This is a genomic window from Rhizobium sp. BK196, from assembly GCF_014193255.1.
Classification (GTDB): domain Bacteria; phylum Pseudomonadota; class Alphaproteobacteria; order Rhizobiales; family Rhizobiaceae; genus Rhizobium.
This window is the reverse complement of record NZ_JACHZB010000008.1, coordinates 43,623-59,679: the sequence shown is the minus strand read 5'-3', so window position 1 is coordinate 59,679 and position 16,057 is coordinate 43,623. Positions and strand designations below refer to the sequence as shown.

The 16,057-nt window shown below is 59.8% G+C and carries 17 protein-coding genes and 1 tRNA gene; 5 read left to right on the top strand and 13 right to left on the bottom strand.

The features are described from left to right. Window positions 1–60 precede the first annotated feature (60 nt). The 6 genes from FHT78_RS23170 to FHT78_RS23145 form a co-directional block, all read right to left on the bottom strand. The gene (locus FHT78_RS23170; protein ID WP_183748922.1) at window positions 61–546 is read right to left on the bottom strand and encodes a low molecular weight phosphatase family protein; all 486 of its coding nucleotides are present in this window, start codon (window positions 544–546) and stop codon (window positions 61–63) included. Beyond that, complete coding sequence (locus FHT78_RS23165) at window positions 543–1,016, bottom strand: UPF0262 family protein (RefSeq protein WP_183748921.1); 474 nt, start codon at window positions 1,014–1,016, stop codon at window positions 543–545. Before FHT78_RS23165 ends, FHT78_RS23170 begins: the two co-directional genes overlap by 4 nt. Before the next feature lie 4 nt (window positions 1,017–1,020). After that, the gene (gene hisD / locus FHT78_RS23160; RefSeq protein ID WP_183748920.1) at window positions 1,021–2,319 is read right to left on the bottom strand and encodes a histidinol dehydrogenase; all 1,299 of its coding nucleotides are present in this window, start codon (window positions 2,317–2,319) and stop codon (window positions 1,021–1,023) included. Window positions 2,320–2,354: 35 nt separating this feature from the next. Beyond that, complete coding sequence (locus FHT78_RS23155) at window positions 2,355–2,792, bottom strand: DUF2948 family protein (protein ID WP_183748919.1); 438 nt, start codon at window positions 2,790–2,792, stop codon at window positions 2,355–2,357. A 114-nt stretch (window positions 2,793–2,906) separates the two neighbouring features. Next, window positions 2,907–4,199 carry a UDP-N-acetylglucosamine 1-carboxyvinyltransferase gene (murA, locus tag FHT78_RS23150; RefSeq protein ID WP_183748918.1) on the bottom strand — a complete coding sequence of 431 codons (1,293 nt, stop codon included), beginning with the start codon at window positions 4,197–4,199 and terminating at the stop codon, window positions 2,907–2,909. Window positions 4,200–4,316: 117 nt separating this feature from the next. Further along, window positions 4,317–4,526 (bottom strand): hypothetical protein, encoded by a 210-nt coding sequence (locus FHT78_RS23145; RefSeq protein WP_183748917.1) that lies wholly within the window; start codon window positions 4,524–4,526, stop codon window positions 4,317–4,319. 154 nt (window positions 4,527–4,680) lie between these two features. On the opposite strand from FHT78_RS23145, the gene FHT78_RS23140 reads away from it, so the two are divergent. Both FHT78_RS23140 and FHT78_RS23135 read left to right on the top strand, forming a co-directional pair. Further along, window positions 4,681–4,755, top strand: a tRNA-Thr gene (locus tag FHT78_RS23140). A 148-nt stretch (window positions 4,756–4,903) separates the two neighbouring features. Beyond that, window positions 4,904–5,146 (top strand): DUF982 domain-containing protein, encoded by a 243-nt coding sequence (locus FHT78_RS23135; RefSeq protein ID WP_183748916.1) that lies wholly within the window; start codon window positions 4,904–4,906, stop codon window positions 5,144–5,146. A gap of 231 nt (window positions 5,147–5,377) precedes the next feature. Here the strand turns inward: FHT78_RS23135 and FHT78_RS23130 are convergent, their stop codons facing one another. Together FHT78_RS23130 and FHT78_RS23125 are read right to left on the bottom strand one after the other, a co-directional pair. Next, window positions 5,378–5,641, bottom strand: a complete 264-nt coding sequence (locus tag FHT78_RS23130; RefSeq protein ID WP_183748915.1) for a hypothetical protein — start codon at window positions 5,639–5,641, stop codon at window positions 5,378–5,380. A gap of 85 nt (window positions 5,642–5,726) precedes the next feature. Next, the gene (locus FHT78_RS23125; protein WP_183748914.1) at window positions 5,727–5,990 is read right to left on the bottom strand and encodes a BON domain-containing protein; all 264 of its coding nucleotides are present in this window, start codon (window positions 5,988–5,990) and stop codon (window positions 5,727–5,729) included. Window positions 5,991–6,157: 167 nt separating this feature from the next. Here FHT78_RS23125 and FHT78_RS23120 point away from each other — a divergent pair, with 167 nt between their 5' ends. Together FHT78_RS23120 and FHT78_RS23115 are read left to right on the top strand one after the other, a co-directional pair. Then, window positions 6,158–6,439 carry a hypothetical protein gene (locus FHT78_RS23120; RefSeq protein WP_183748913.1) on the top strand — a complete coding sequence of 94 codons (282 nt, stop codon included), beginning with the start codon at window positions 6,158–6,160 and terminating at the stop codon, window positions 6,437–6,439. 111 nt (window positions 6,440–6,550) lie between these two features. Further along, window positions 6,551–8,611: an ATP-dependent helicase gene (locus tag FHT78_RS23115; protein ID WP_183748912.1), complete on the top strand. Its 2,061-nt coding sequence runs from the start codon at window positions 6,551–6,553 to the stop codon at window positions 8,609–8,611. A gap of 20 nt (window positions 8,612–8,631) precedes the next feature. Here FHT78_RS23115 and FHT78_RS23110 read toward each other — a convergent pair whose 3' ends face one another. From FHT78_RS23110 to galE, 3 genes are all read right to left on the bottom strand, one after another. Continuing rightward, entirely contained in the window at window positions 8,632–9,693 is a 1,062-nt protein-coding gene (locus tag FHT78_RS23110) for an enoyl-CoA hydratase/isomerase family protein (RefSeq protein ID WP_183748911.1), read from the bottom strand. Window positions 9,694–10,030: 337 nt separating this feature from the next. After that, on the bottom strand, window positions 10,031–11,986 hold the full coding sequence (locus FHT78_RS23105) for an EAL domain-containing protein (protein WP_183748910.1): 1,956 nt from the start codon (window positions 11,984–11,986) through the stop codon (window positions 10,031–10,033). Between the two features lie 109 nt (window positions 11,987–12,095). Continuing rightward, complete coding sequence (gene galE, locus FHT78_RS23100; protein WP_183748909.1) at window positions 12,096–13,130, bottom strand: UDP-glucose 4-epimerase GalE; 1,035 nt, start codon at window positions 13,128–13,130, stop codon at window positions 12,096–12,098. Between the two features lie 465 nt (window positions 13,131–13,595). On the opposite strand from galE, the gene FHT78_RS23095 reads away from it, so the two are divergent. Beyond that, window positions 13,596–14,276: a Type 1 glutamine amidotransferase-like domain-containing protein gene (locus FHT78_RS23095; protein WP_183748908.1), complete on the top strand. Its 681-nt coding sequence runs from the start codon at window positions 13,596–13,598 to the stop codon at window positions 14,274–14,276. On the opposite strand, the gene FHT78_RS23090 is transcribed toward FHT78_RS23095, so the two are convergent. Both FHT78_RS23090 and mscL read right to left on the bottom strand, forming a co-directional pair. Further along, complete coding sequence (locus tag FHT78_RS23090; RefSeq protein ID WP_183748907.1) at window positions 14,273–15,439, bottom strand: pyridoxal phosphate-dependent aminotransferase; 1,167 nt, start codon at window positions 15,437–15,439, stop codon at window positions 14,273–14,275. The two genes, FHT78_RS23095 and FHT78_RS23090, sit on opposite strands and share 4 nt — an antisense overlap. A 119-nt stretch (window positions 15,440–15,558) precedes the next feature. After that, entirely contained in the window at window positions 15,559–15,996 is a 438-nt protein-coding gene (gene mscL / locus FHT78_RS23085) for a large conductance mechanosensitive channel protein MscL (protein ID WP_183748906.1), read from the bottom strand. Window positions 15,997–16,057 lie beyond the last annotated feature (61 nt).

Here is a 16,057-nt window from a genome sequence, read left to right as displayed (position 1 = left end):
GAAACTACACAATCAACGGGGATTTGTGAACCTCGTAGATCGGGCTTTCTATCTTTTGTTTCATGCCGATTGCGCGGCGATGCCATTTCTCTTGAGCAGCCGGCTTTCGATAAGGTCGGTCATGTGATCTCGAACCCCGCGATAGCTATCCAGTATCTGCTCGCGCGTTCCGGTCGCCACTGTCGGATCCATCGTCGGCCAATAGACGACATCAACAGCGCTGGACCGTGTCAACTCGAGCGCTGCGTGATGGGCCTGCGGCGAGAGCGTGATGATGAGGTCGAAATAATCGTCCTCGAGCTCGTCCAGCGTCTGCGGCTGTCGGCGGCCGAGCGACAGCCCGATTTCCTCCAGCACGACATCGACGAAAGGATCGCGTTCACCGGCGCGGACGCCCGCGGACCTTATATAGGTATTACCTGGCAGAATGCTACGGGCTATCACTTCCGCCATCGGCGAGCGGATGACATTCAGCCCGCACATGAAGAGGATGGCGCCCGGCCGCTTTCCGTCCTGCGTTTCGATATGCGGCTCCATCGCCGTCATCCGCGCCAATAGAGCACGCAGACCAGCGTGAAGAGACGCCGGGCGGTGTCGAAATCGACATCGATCTTGCCCGAGAGACGGTCCTTCAGCGTCTGCGAGCCTTCATTGTGAATGCCGCGTCGCCCCATATCGATTGCCTCGATGCGGCTCGGCGAGGCGGAGCGGATCGCTTCATAGTAGCTCTCGCAGATCATGAAATAGTCCTTCACGATCCGCCGGAAGGGCGTCAGCGACAGGATATGCGTTGCGACATCCTCGCCCTTTTCGGTGGTTATGGAAAAGACCAGCTTGGAATCGACCAGCGAAATGTTCAGTCGGTAAGGCCCGCCGGCATGGCCGACGGGTGTGAAAGAATTCTCCTCGATCAGGTCGAAGATCGCCACCGCCCGCTCATGCTCGACATCAGGCGTCGAACGGCCGATCGTATCGTCAAGGACAACGTCGCAGAGCCGGAAGCCGTCCTTCGCCATTCCCTCACCTTTCGAGGTTCAGGCGGATCGCGACCGATCGCGCATGGGCATCGAGGCCTTCGGAAACGGCCAATGCAATCGCTGCCGGGCCGAGGTCGCGAAGCTGCTGCGGGCCAAGCCGCAGGATCGATGTGCGCTTGACGAAATCGAGAACCGAAAGGCCGGAGGAAAAGCGGGCCGAGCGCGCGGTCGGCAGCACGTGGTTGGAGCCGCCGACATAGTCGCCGATCACTTCGGGCGTATGGGCGCCGATGAAGATGGCACCGGCGTTACGGATCTTGTCCACGAAGAGATCGGGATCGGCGACGGCGAGTTCCAGATGTTCGGCGGCGATACGGTTTGCAAGCGGAATGGCATCCTTGAGATCGGAGACAAGGATGAGTGCGCCAAAATCGCGCCAGCTGGCGGCGGCGGTTTCCGCACGGTTCAGCGTTTTCAGCTGCCGCTCGACGGCTGCTTCCACAGCCTTGCCGAAGTCCTCGTCGTCGGTGATCAGGATCGCCTGAGAGCTCTCGTCGTGCTCTGCCTGGGCGAGCAGATCGGCGGCGACCCAGTCGGGATTGTTGTCCTTGTCGGCGATGACGAGCACTTCAGAGGGGCCGGCGATCATGTCAATACCGACGGTGCCGAAGACCTGCCGCTTGGCGGCGGCGACATAGGCATTGCCTGGGCCGGTAATCTTGGCAACCGGGGCGATCGTCTCCGTGCCATAGGCAAGGGCAGCAATCGCCTGCGCACCGCCGACGCGGTAGATTTCATTGACGCCGGCAAGTCTGGCCGCGGCCAGCACCGCCGGATTGACCGAACCGCCCGTTGCCGGCACGGCGATAACGATGCGATCGACCCCTGCAACCTTTGCCGGTACGGCATTCATCAAGACCGAGCTCGGATAGCTCGCCGTGCCGCCGGGCACATAGAGGCCGACAGCTTCGATTGCCGTCCAGCGCGAGCCGAGCCCAACACCCATGGCGTCCTCGTAGATATCATCCTTCGGGAGCTGTCGGCGGTGGTGGGATTCGATGCGGAGTGCGGCGACCTTCAGCGCGCCGAGGACTTCGGATGGGGTAACCTCGACGGCTTTCTCAATTTCTTCTTCGCTCACGCGCATCGGCACGGTGGCATAATCGATGCTGTCGAACTTCTTAGAATATTCCGCCAGAGCGACATCGCCGCGCGCGCGCACGTCATCGATGATGGCGCGCACGACATTGTTGACGTCTTCGGAGATCTCGCGCTTGGTGGTCAGAAATGCCGCGAAGCGCAGCTCGAAATCGTCGGATGTCTGATTGAGCCAGATTGCCAAGGCAGGAATTCCTTCTTTACTCGAAACTGTTGCGCTCAGGTGCCGGGGTGGCGCGGCCTGGAGCCGGTTTCCCAGGCGCCGCCGATATCGGCAAGCTGTACCTCGATACATTCGACATTGAGGACGATCGAGGCCGTGCCTGAGAGCGAGAGCTCGAGCGTGCCTTCCGGCCCGTCGCCCTTCTGCTCGAAACGCAAGGCGAGGAGCGACAGCACATCGTCACGCCTCGAGCGATCGATGCCGATCGAGCGGACGGACAGCACGCGTTTGAAGACGAGTGCGGCGCGGCGGCGTTCAAAGCCTTTGCGCTTGCGGGCCGCCTCCTCCCAGACGAAACGGTTGGCAGCGAGCGCAAATTGCTTGTCGCGCGGCGACCAGTCGATATCGGCCACCTTAAAGACGCTGTCCTGTACATGCGCGGAAATGACCGCCAGGTCCTCGGCATCGAGCGCAACAAGCTTCAGGTCGGTCATCCAGCCTCTATCCCATGTCTTTCTGCCGCAACTGCGGCGATCCGTCAGACAAGGGAAATAAGGCGCGACGGCCAAATACGCAACCAGGATAAAGGGCGCATAAGTGCGCTTTTCTTACTCGCTGACGCGTTCGACGATGGCGCCGCAGCGGGTCAGCTTTTCTTCCAGCCGCTCAAAGCCGCGATCGAGGTGATAAACACGGGAAACCATGGTTTCGCCTTCGGCGGCAAGGCCAGCAATGACGAGGGAAACGGAGGCACGAAGATCGGTCGCCATGACCGGCGCCCCCTTCAGCCGCTGGACACCTTCGATCTTGGCCGTCTGGCCCGACAGCGAGATCTTCGCGCCGAGGCGGGCAAGTTCCTGCACATGCATGAAGCGATTTTCGAAGATGGTTTCCGTGACGTGCGAGATGCCGGTAGAGCGGGTCATCAGCGCCATGAACTGCGCTTGCAGGTCGGTCGGGAAGCCCGGGAAGGGATCGGTGACGATATCGACCGGCTGAATACCGGCACCATTGCGCTTGATGCGCATGCCGTTGTTGGTCGATGAGATGTCCGCACCGGCGCGGCGCAGGGTTTCCAGCGCCGTTTCCAACAGGGCAATATCGGTATTTTCAAGCACGACATCGCCGCCAGCCATGGCGACGGCCATGGCATATGTGCCGGTCTCGATGCGGTCAGGCAGGACGCGGTGGCGCGCGCCTGAGAGCGAGGTGACGCCTTCGATCGTGATTGTGGAGGTGCCTGCGCCGGAAATTTTCGCGCCCATGGCGTTCAGGCAGTTGGCGAGATCGACGACTTCGGGCTCGCGTGCGGCATTGCCGATTACGGTCGTGCCGCGGGCAAGCGTTGCGGCCATCATAAGCACATGCGTCGCGCCAACCGACACTTTCGGGAACGTATAGTGCGTGCCGATGAGGCCACCCTGCGGTGCCTTGGCGTTGATATAACCGCCATCGATTTCCATCGTCGCACCAAGTGCGGTCAAGCCGTCGATGAAAAGATCGACCGGACGCGTGCCGATGGCGCAGCCGCCGGGCAGCGACACGCGGCAATGGCCTTCACGGGCCAGAAGCGGGCCGATGACCCAGAAGGAGGCGCGCATCTTCGAGACCAACTCATAAGGAGCGGTCGTATCGACGATGGTGCGGCAGGTGAAATGGATCGTGCGGGCGTAGGAATCTTCCTGCCGCTCGCGGCGGCCGTTGACGGCGACGTCGACGCCGTGATTGCCGAGAATGCGCATCAGCAATTCGACATCGGCGAGGTGCGGCACGTTTTCCAGCGTCAGCGTATCGCTCGTCAAAAGCGAGGCGATCATCAGCGGCAGCGCAGCATTCTTGGCGCCGGAAATCGGAATGACGCCATTGAGCTCATTACCGCCGACAATTCTGATACGATCCATGTGCACTTACGGGCGAGGCCCGCCTTTCCTCAAAAGTTTTGCCTGTGGGGGGCAAGGCAAGAAGTGGGGGTGTTTAGAGCAAATCCCCGCCCGCTTCAATTCGTAGTGGACCGAACATTACGATTCGTCCATTTTTGCGGCAGGCGTTTGTGCAGCGGGCAGCCCGTTCGTCTCGTCTGCCTGGCCGGATCGGCGAGCGCGCACCTGCTGTTTGCGTCTTGAAAGATTTTCTCTCAGTTTTTCGGCAGCCCGTTCGCGGCGCAATGCCGCCTGGGCTTCCATGGCCGCTTTCCGGCTCTGCCTGGCCTTCTCATTCTCTTCGTTCATCCCCCAGAACTAACCGAATTCGCGCCATTCCAAAAGTGGGCGGGACGTTATTCCCAGAGAAGTTGGAATTTGCGGCTTGCACTCCTGTCGAAGCTGTGGCAATAGCCGCCCCGTTCACGCGAATTGAGCGTTTCCGCTTCTCGCGTCTGGTCCTGCTGCCGTAGCTCAGTGGTAGAGCACACCCTTGGTAAGGGTGAGGTCGGTGGTTCAATCCCACTCGGCAGCACCAGTTTTCTCCTTTAGCATTATCCACCGCGCCAATCGGCGCCATTGCTGCCGGCAAAAATCTCGCTAGAATATTAGCATTCTGAAGCCTTTGCGGAGGAACCCGAAGGCTTCATTCAATGTTTCTATCGGGACATGCTGGAGGAGCGTCGATGGCGACTGAACGATGGAATAGTCCGATCAAGGTAGGTTTTGAAGGAGCGGGAGCGCGCACGGTTAAGGGACCATTCGATGCTCTGGCATGCCTTGCCGAACATTGGCCTGCCGTGCGCGGATTGAAATATCTGAAGGCACGCAGTGCCTGCCGCGCCGCACTTGATGGAAGAAAGACCGTCGAAGAGGCCCGCGCGGAGTTTATGGCGGCGGCCGAGGAAGCAAAGCTTAAAGTGCATTAAGCTTTCGGCGACGATATCAGACCTAAAAAGTCCGACCTGTTCCGAAACGAAGCAATGCGTAATTTTCACTTAACCCGGCACGGAGCTCGCGCAGGGTTTGTCTCGAAAGACATTGCGCCATTCATCTGTTCATCAATAAAACGAGGCCAGCCGTCATGATGATGGTTAGAGGCTCGTCACCCTCTGCAGGAGACTCCAGACGAGCCCCCTTGAACGAAACTTCGAATATTATCAACAATTCGAAGTATTCTCCTCTCTGACCTGAATATATCCCACGCCGATGATTGTGCCATCTGCGGCACGGATGAAGGATGGCAGGTAATGCGGTTCAACAGGCTTGCAGATGGTGGCGCTGGTATATTCATTCAGCGCAACTTCGTCTTTCGGCAAGGCCGAATAATTCATGTCGGTCTCGAGCGAGGCGTAGGCGGAGCCGGCAAAAGCGCCACACCCAAGAAGAAGAGCCGCGGCCCACAGACGGATAAGCCTTTGCATTATTATCTCCTGCATTGAAACCAGCTTTTCAACACGCGAGACGGCGAGTTGGTTCCTTGGAAGTGACTCCGGGGCAGATGGCGATTTATCTCACCAGCAGACGGCAATGCACGTTGCCGCTTCCGACAACGTCCTCGGCGATTGCCAAGGCCCGCTCGCTGTCGCCCCATTGGCGTACGAAACCTTCGAGAATCACGCAGGGGCCGATGGCGGAGACGATGATTTCGGCCGCATCGAGATCGGCTGCGGCATGCAGGGCGCTTTCCGTGGACGCGCGCTTGGCGGCAGCGTTGTGGTCCTGCATCCAGGCTTCCTCGTGAATTGCAGAGCCGTAAAACCTCATCACCATGACCGTTCCTGACATTGACTGACAGAAATTTAACGCAAGAGGACGACGTTTGTTGCCATCCGCGGCCGGCCGGATGCATAGTCGCCGCGATGGCGGTGCTCCGACACTCCCGTCCCCGCCGGAGCCATCGGCAGAAGCCCCATGCAATTGCCGCCGAGGAAATAGTGATGAAAACGCTGGTGTCTGCTCTTCTTGCCACGATCCTTCTGGCCGCACCTCTGCTGGCCGGCTGTTCAGCCGCGGATGCACCTGCGCTGGAGCCCATTCCCGGCAGCATCACCTATGGCGGGCAGCCGCGCACCAAGCTGACGAAATCGCCGATCGGCAGCGCCGTCCACAATGATTTCTACGATCAACAGGGTCAGCGCGTCTACGAAACCTATATTCTCCAGCCCGACCGCAGCCTGAAGCTGGTGCGGCGCGAGATCGTGCCGGACTTCCCACAATAGTGCATGGCAACCCGCGCCAGCTTGACAGCGGCGCCAATCGAGAACATCCAAGGAACATATGATTTTATTCGCAGGCGCTGATTCTCCCGCGAAGCCCAACCGGACGGCTGGATGTATCTCGAAAGACTCAATCCCCAGCAGCGCATGGCCGTGGAGCACGGCACACTCACAGACGGCAGCCATGTGGCCGGGCCGCTGCTGGTCATCGCCGGCGCCGGCTCCGGCAAGACGAATACGCTTGCCCATCGCGTCGCGCATCTCATCCTCAAGGGCGCCGATCCGCGTCGTATCCTGCTGATGACCTTTTCCCGCCGGGCTGCAGCCGAAATGGGCCGGCGCGTCGAGCGTATCTGCGGCGAGGTGCTCGGAAAGAATTCCGGCATCATGGCCAATGCGCTCGCCTGGAGCGGCACTTTCCACGGTATCGGCGCGCGGCTCTTGCGCGACTATGCCGAACAGATCGGCATAGACCCGGCCTTTTCCATCCATGACCGGGAAGACAGCGCCGATCTGATGAACCTCGTGCGCCACGATCTCGGCTTCTCCAGGACCGAAAGCCGGTTTCCGACGAAGGGCACCTGCCTTGCGATCTATTCGCGTGCGGTGAACTCCGAAACGGAGCTACCCTTGGTGCTTCGCGACGCCTTTCCCTGGTGCTCCACCTGGGAAAACCAGCTTCGCGAGCTTTTCGCCTGTTATGTCGAGTCGAAACAGAGCCAGAATGTGCTCGATTACGATGACCTGCTGCTCTACTGGGCGCAGATGGTGGCCGAGCCCATGATTGCCGAGGATATCGGCAGCCGCTTCGACCATGTGCTTGTCGACGAGTATCAGGACACCAACAAGCTGCAGTCCTCGATCCTGCTTGCGTTGAAACCGACCGGGCAGGGCCTGACCGTCGTCGGCGACGATGCACAGTCGATCTATTCCTTCCGCGCGGCAACGGTGCGCAATATTCTCGATTTTCCGGCCTCCTTCAGCCCGGCCGCCAATATCGTCACGCTCGACCGCAACTACCGTTCGACGCAGCCGATCCTTGCCGCCGCCAACGCAGTCATCGATCTTGCCTCCGAGCGTTTCACCAAGAACCTCTGGACGGAGCGGGAATCGCCGGAACGGCCGCGGCTGGTGACGGTGCGCGACGAAAACGATCAGGCGCGCTATGTGGCCGACAAGATCCTCGACAATCGCGAGGAGGGCGTGAAGCTGAAGAGCCAGGCCGTGCTCTTCCGCGCCTCACATCACAGCGGCCCGCTGGAAGTCGAACTGACGCGCCGCAACATTCCCTTCGTGAAGTTTGGTGGGCTCAAATTCCTCGACAGCGCGCATGTGAAGGACATGTTGGCAGCGCTTCGCTTCGCCCAGAACCCGCGCGACCGGGTGGCGGGTTTCCGGCTGATGCAGATCTTGCCGGGTATTGGGCCTTCCACGGCGCAGAAGGTGCTGGACCATATGGCCGAGGACCCGAGCCCGGTGATGGCTCTCGCCGCCATGCCCGCGCCGCCACGCTCGGGCGAGGACTGGACATCCTTCGTTTCCACCATGCAGGAACTGAAGACCGGCAAGGCCGGCTGGCCTGCCGAGATCGAACTGGTGCGGCAATGGTATGAGCCGCATCTGGAACGACTGCATGAAGATGCGAGCGCAAGGCTTGCCGATCTCATACAGCTCGAACAGATCGCTGGCGGCTATGCCTCGCGCGAGCGCTTTCTGACGGAGCTTACGCTCGATCCGCCGGATGCGACCTCGGACCAGGCAGGAGTGCCGCTGCTCGACGAGGACTATCTCATCCTTTCGACCATCCATTCGGCCAAGGGGCAGGAATGGACCAAGGTCTTCATGCTGAACGTCATCGACGGCTGCATCCCTTCAGATCTCGCCGTCGGCACGACTGCGGAAATCGAAGAAGAGCGCAGGCTGCTCTACGTGGCGATGACACGCGCCAAGGATAGCCTCGATCTCGTCGTACCGCAGCGCTTCTTCACCTATGGTCAGAATTCGCAAGGCGACCGGCATGTCTATGCGTCGCGCAGCCGCTTCATTCCCGCGACACTGCTGCAGTTCTTCGAAGTCTGCGGCTGGCCGCAGGCCAAGACCGATACGGCAGCCGCCCAGCAGGCGCGGCAGGTGCGCATCGATGTCGGCGCACGCATGCGGGGCATGTGGCGTTGAGGCCTCTCCGACCAGCAGGGTCAGAGCGCGAGCGGCGGCTTGGCCGGTTCGAAGAAGCGGCCAATCATTTCATCATTGACCAGGGCGATCGTCGGCGGCGACCATTTTGGATTGCGGTCTTTGTCGATGACGGCTGCACGGACGCCCTCGTAGAAATCCGGACCGTGCAGGATGTGCATGCAGGCCCCGAGCTCACGGGCCAGGCATTCGGCAAGCGTGCGACTCTGGCGGCCGGCTCTCAGCAGCCGCAAGGCAAGCTTGAGACTGGTCGGCGAACGTGTGAGCATCACATGGCGGGTTTCGGCAGCGAATTCGCCCTCCTCCGCGCCGAGTGCGGACGCGATGTCCTCCACTCGGTTGAAGTGAAACGCGCGGTCGATCATTGCGGCATTGGCCTGCAACCTGCCTTCATCCACCTGTTCTGAGAGATCGCGCAGCACCGCATCCACGTCGTCCGACGAACTTCCCGCAGACAGATTTGTCAGATGATGGACTGCCTCTTCAACGCGCGAGGAAGGCATATAGACATCGGCAAGGCCGGTATAGATTGCATCGGAGGCATTGATATCGAGCCCGGTCAGAGCCATCCATGTGCCGCTTTCCCCCGGCGTACGGGGCAACAGCCATGTGGCGCCGATATCGGGAAAATAGCCGATACCGGTTTCCGGCATGGCAAGGCGGGTGCGCTCGGTGACGATGCGATGGCGGCCGTGGGCGGAAAGCCCAACACCGCCGCCCATGGTAATGCCGTCCATCAGCGCCACATAGGGCTTCGAATAGGTAGCGATTTGGTGATTGAGGCGGAATTCCTCGCGCCAGAAGGTTTCCGCGAGACCGTCGCCGGCACGCCCGCTCAGGTGAATGGCGCGAATATCCCCGCCGGCGCAGAAGCCGCGCTCGCCCTCGCCCATTACGACAACGCTCGCCACGGTTTGATCGACGGCGAATTCATCAAGCGCGGCGCTAATTGCGCGCACCATGGGGATCGTTAAGCTGTTCAGCGCCTTTGGGCGGTTCAGCCGGATGAGGCCTGCCGTGCCCCGTCGCTCAACAATGACTTCGCTCTGATTGCTGTTGTCCATGATCCACCTCGCTCCTGCCCCATGAATAAACCGGGTCGGGTCGGGGTTCTAGAGCCTTTCCTGGTTAGCTTGAAGCATTCTGCCGGAGCAGGTTTTCGTCAGGGCAAAGGCGATTGGCGAAGGGCATACCCTAGGTACATCCGAGCCGATCGCCTTTGATCCTGGCGGAAAGATGCCCGGCCCTTCGGGTTGGCTGAAACGGGCCGTCTGATCGACCGGCCGGCTTGGCCGTAGATCTGGGCTACGACGCGCGCCGGCCGGTCGACCATCCAACTCCGTTTGAGCCAACAGAATGCTTCAATCTAACCAGGAAAGGCTCTAGTGGCTGGCTGATCAATCAGGCCGAGAGGGACTGTGAAACGGCGACATCGCGCTGCACCGCGTAATCGATCGCCAGTTCCAGCGGCAGCGGTCGCGAGAAATAATAGCCCTGCGCCAATCTTACGCCGATGCCTTTCAGCGCCTCAGCCACATCCTCGCTCTCGACACCCTCGGCCACGGAGGCGATGCCGAGGTTTTGGCAGAGATTGGCGACGGAGCGGGTGATGCTCATGCAGCGCGCATCACGGTCGAAATTCATCACAAAGGCCTTGTCGATCTTCAGCTTGTCGAAAGACAGCCGGTGGATATGGCTCAAGCTCGAATAGCCCGTGCCGAAATCGTCAAGCGCGATCGAGATACCGGCGGCGCGTAGAGTGCCGATCACCTGATCGGCTGTGTCGAAGTCTGACAGCAGCGCCGTCTCGGTAATCTCGAATTCGATGCGTTTGGGATCGACACCGGACCGGTTGATCATGGCGAGCAATGCCATCGAGGTTTCGTGATCGCAGATATCGCGGGCCGACAGATTGAAGGAGACACGCAGATATGTCGGCAGGATCTTCAGGGCATCAAGCGCCTGGCCGAAGAGGATGCGGGTCATGCGACCGATCACAGCGGTGCGTTCGGCAGCGGGAATGAAGGCATCCGGGCTGATACGGCCGAAGCGCGCGCTGTCCCAGCGCGCGAGCGCCTCAAAACCGACGACACGGCCGCTGCGCAATTCGACAATCGGCTGATATTCCAGCTTCAGCTCCTTGGCGAAATTGTCGGCCTGCAGCTCCAGCTCAATGAGATAGCGCTGCGTCAGCATCTTTTCATGCTCAGGTGAGAAGAACTCGACACCGCCGGTGCGCTTGCTCTTCATCTGATAGAGCGCGAAATCCGCTTTCTCGTAGAGATCTTCGGCGGTGTACTCGCCCGCATCAGGATAGACGATGCCGCAGGAGCCGGAAACGCGCACCGACCCGTCTGAGATGTCGAAAGGTTCACGTACGGCCGCACATAGCGCCAGGCCGAGGTCAGAGACGGCCCTGAACGTCATGTCAGAAGGGAAGATGATGCCGAATTCATCGCCTCCAAGGCGCGAGACGGTGCCCTCGTCGCCCACCAATGAGACGAAGCGGCGCGCCGTCTCCTTCAATACGAGGTCGCCGGCCGCGTGGCCGAAGACGTCGTTGACCGGCTTGAAGCCATCGAGATCGATGATACCGATGACAGGCGGCGAGGCAGGGTCCTTCGACAGCATCTTTTCGAGCGACAGGAAGAAGCTGCGACGATTGGCAAGGCCCGTCAACTGGTCCTGCAACGCATTGCGGCTATTGACGAGGTTCAGCTCCTCTGCTTCGGCCTGCTTCTGCTTCAGCTCCTCGGTAAGCCGCACCAAATGGGTGAAATTCTGGAAGTAACTGTTGATGACGCGCAGGAACGGCAGCACGAGAAACAAGCCGCTAACCGCCGTTGCGACGAAAACCGGATTACCGGAAAACAGGAAGGTCACGATCATGGCCGTGAAGGTGATGACCGTGGTGATCGTCGCCGCGAGCGGCAGATGCATCAGGCAGAAGACGCAGGAAATGCCGGTTACAACGAGGAAATAGGCGATCTGGCCCTGCTGTGAGGCATCGCCATATTGATAGAGCGCAATAGCCCAACCGCCGAAGCCGATCGTGAGGATAACGGCGCCGGATAGCGTCACTTTCATCAGCCGCAGCGCACGCTCCGGCGTGACATTTTCCTTGCCTGATATTTCCCACCAGCAGAGGCGGAAGACGCAAACGATGCTGAGACCGACGGGAATGTAGAGCGAAAGCCAAAGAGGCGCCGACTTGATGTGAGTAATAGCCACGGCCAGCGCATTGATGACAAGAAGAACGTAGAGAATTGGAATCTGCGACGACAAAGCTTTGAACTGTGCCACCAGAAACTTCGGATTATCTTTTTGCAGCCGCAATGAGGCTATGAAGTTCTTCATGATCCCTTTTCCCTTGGCTGAAGCGAGCCAGAGAAAGCTTGATTATTCCTTATTCACGTAACGTCAGGCCCTCGCATCCGCGCGAGGATGGTAAATGCCCGGTTGCAGTTCAGAAGGAAGCCGCAGCCAGCGCGCGATGAATGCTGTGCAGATCGTCGACGCTCCTGTTCATCAGGAAAAGTTCCCAATCGAGCGAGTTGCGGACAATGGTTTCCAGCGAATCGTGTTTCGGCGTCCAGTCCAGCACGCGGCGGGCAAGCGTCGCATCGGCGACGACACTTGCCGCGTCGCCCGGCCGACGCGGCGCCATATTGATCTTGAAGGAGTGACCGTTCAGGCGGGTGACCATGTTCAAGACATCGAGCACGGAATAGCCGTTGCCATAGCCGCAATTGGCGACCAGTGGCCCCCTGCCCTGGCGCAGATGCTGGAGCGCCTTCAAATGCGCTGCCGTCAAATCGCTCACATGGATGTAATCACGCACGCCGGTGCCGTCATGGGTCGGGTAATCGAAGCCATAGACGGCGATGCTGTCGCGCTTTCCGAGGGCGGCCTCGCAGGCGACCTTGATGAGATGAGTCGCACCTGAGGTCGACTGGCCGGTGCGCAGATGCGGATCGGCGCCGGCGACATTGAAGTAGCGCAGCGCCACATAATCGAAATCATAGGCGGCGGCAGCATCGCGCAGCATCATTTCGGTCATCAGCTTGGACTGACCATAAGGATTTTCCGGATTGAGCGGCGCCGTTTCCTTCACCGGAGCGGAACTCTTCTGCTGGCCGTAAACGGCTGCCGTCGAGGAGAAGACGAAGTTGCGGATGCCGGCCTTGATCGCCGCGCTCAGTAGCGCGCGCGTTTTGCCCGAGTTATTGTCGTAATAGGAGAGCGGATCGGTAACCGACACAGGAACGACGGCGGAGCCGGCGAAATGGATGATCGCCTCGATATCGTTCTCGATGAAGATCTTCTTCAGCACATCCGGGTCGGCGACATCGCCGAGATAGAAGCGCGCGGCCGGGGCCACGGCCCAGCGAAAGCCGGTGGAGAGGTTGTCGAGCACGACGACATCTTCACCGACGTCCAGCAGCGTCCACACCATGTGGCTGCCGATATATCCAGCCCCACCTGTCACCAGAACCGCCATGTCTGCATTCCCTGTTTTATATTTTTCGGGAGCATCAGAACGGCTTTTTCCTTTCCGATTTTATTATCAAACGGCATCGGAAAGCCTTTGCAGCCGGTATGTTTTGACACGTGGTTAGAAGCGCATTTCGGGCTTTGCTACAATTTTATCGGCCAGCCTATTTTGGGACGAAAACGCCTCGCGCGCCTGCGTCCGTTGACATCAAGTACGCGGCGAGGCAAATTAGCGGGATGAACAACTTCGCGTTCCATGCTATGAAGATGGGCATGACGACCACCCTTTGCGGTGGGGGCGTCGGCTTGTGACCTGAAACTGTTCACTTCACCCGATCCAACCCCGCCGGACACGCGCGGGGTTTTTTGTTTCTGCCCCGATGTCCGCCCCATGCAAAGGACTCCTCGTGGCACAAGATCTTCTCTCAATGCCGGTTCGTGATCTGCCCCTTCAGAACAGGGAGTGGCGTCAATGAGGCTCTACCTGTCATCCTATCGGCTCGGCGCAAGTGCGGCCCGGCTGAAGAAGCTTCTCAGAGGCGCGCGGCGCGCCGCCGTCATCCAGAACGCCTTGGACTTCATTCCGGTCGAGGCACGTCACTCCTACGAGGCGAACATCTACGATCCCAAGGCGGAGCTTGACGACTGGGGAATAGAGGCTGAGGAGTTGGATCTGCGGCGCTATTTTGGAAAGCCTGACGCGTTGGAAAAAGCGCTCGCCGTCTTCGACCTGGTCTGGGCCGTCGGCGGCAATGCCTTTCTTCTGAGGCGCGCCATGCGGGAGAGCGGCTTCGATCGCATCTTACCGGAATTGCTGCGTGCCGATGCGATCGTCTATGGCGGCTTCAGCGCCGGAGCTGTCGTGGCGGCACCCTCGCTTGATGGCATCAACATTATGGACGATCCACGACAGCTCGCGCCAGGCTACGACGAAAGCGTCATCTGGGATGGGCTTGGCCTCGTCGATTTCTCCATCGTTCCGCATTATCGCTCGGCGCATGATGAGGCCGAAGCAGCCGAAAAGACTGTCGGATTCTTTGAGGAAGCGCGTATGCCCTTCCAGCCGCTTCGAGACGGCGAAGTCATCATCGTCGAGGGACGGAATGTGACGCTGCTTCCGGTGCTACCGGAAGCAATGCGCCGTTCCGCCTAGCGCTTCAGAATATAGTCGCAAAGCCGTTCGGCCGCGACTGTCACCTGCGCCGGATCGCGCAGGAAGCAGGCGCGCAGAAAAAGCTCGCCGCCCGGTCCGAAGGCCGTGCCGGGAGCAAGGCCGACACCGGTCTTGTCAACGATGTCGATCGCCGCCTTGCGGCTATCGGTGACACCATCGATCTTGAGGAAGGCATAGAGTGCGCCATCCGGCTTCAACGTTTCGACGCGATTGGTGGCGATCAGCGCATCGCAGAGGATATCGCGGGAGCGGGTTGCCTTGTCGATGTTCGACTGCACGAAAGCATCACCCTCATTGAGAGCCGCAACTGCGCCCTTCTGCATGAACTGCGCCACGCCCGAAGTGGAATATTGGATCAGGTTTTCAAGCACCTGCCCGGTTTCCGGAGGAGCAACAATCCAGCCGACACGCCAGCCGGTCATCGACCAGTTCTTGGAGAAGGAGTTGACGAACATCACCTTGTCGCCCGGCCCCATGACGTCGAGGAAGGAGGGCGCGCGACCGCCCGCGTAGAAATAACGCGCATAGATCTCGTCGGCCATGATCCAGAGATCATGCTTGCGCGCCAGCGTCAGAATATCGGCCAGATCCTTCTTCCTCGCGGTCCAGCCTGTCGGGTTCGAAGGTGTGTTGATGAAGAGGCCGCGGGTCTTCGGCGTGATGGCCATCTCGATGCGGTTGAGGTCAACCGCCCAGGTGCCGCCTTCGAACTGGAGCTCTACGCCGACCGATCGGGCGCCGGCGATTTCAAGGGCCGCGGCAATGTTCGGCCAGGCAGGGGTGAGGTAGACGAACTCGTCACCGGACGAAGTCAGCGCCTGGACGGCGATCTGGATCGCCTGCATGCCTGAACCGGTCACATAGAAATGTTCGACAGGCAGGCCGATGCCGAAATGCCTGGCATAATAATCCGACAATGCCTGGCGCAGCTCGGGGATGCCGCGCTGCCAGGTATAGAAGGTCTCGCCGGCGGCGAGCGCCTGCATAGCGGCCTGATTGATGAAATCGGGGGTGGGAAGATCGCCCTCTCCGACCCACAGGGGCAAAAGGCCTTCACGTCCGCGGGCATAATTGACGACTTCGACGATCCCGCTTTCTGGCGCTGCAATGGCGCGCGGGCTAAGGCTGCTTATAATCGACATGCATATCTCCAATTCACGCCTTCATAGCGGATTTGCAGGCGCAAATCCCATGACAATGCGTGATGGCATATCGATTTTCGTGATGATTGAGCCCGGCTGGAGAGGACGGGCTCGTCTGATCAGACGGCCGGGCGCTTGGCGAGAAGATCGCGGATTTCGGTCAGCAGTGCGACGTCTGCCGGCGGCGGCGGAACCTCTTCGGGTGCTGTCTTTTCCTTGCGCTCGACCTGCGCGCGCAGCGTGTTCACACCCTTGACCATCAGGAAAATGATCCAGGCGAGGATCAGGAAGTTGATGAGGACCGTGATAAAATTGCCGTAGGCGAAAACGGCGCCCTGGGCACGGGCGGCGGCAAGGCTCGTTTCAGTGACCTTGGGAGACAGTGCCAGGAAGTAATTCGAAAAATCGAAACCGCCGAAGATCGCACCGACGATCGGCATGATGATATCGTCGACAAGTGACTTGACGATGCCGCCGAAGGCGCCGCCGATGATCACACCGACTGCGAGGTCCATGACATTGCCGCGGGCGATGAAAGCTTTGAACTCATTGAGCATCAGATACGTCTCCCCTTGATGCATTTTCAAAGACATGCCGTTGTTTTCATTAGCTACACCT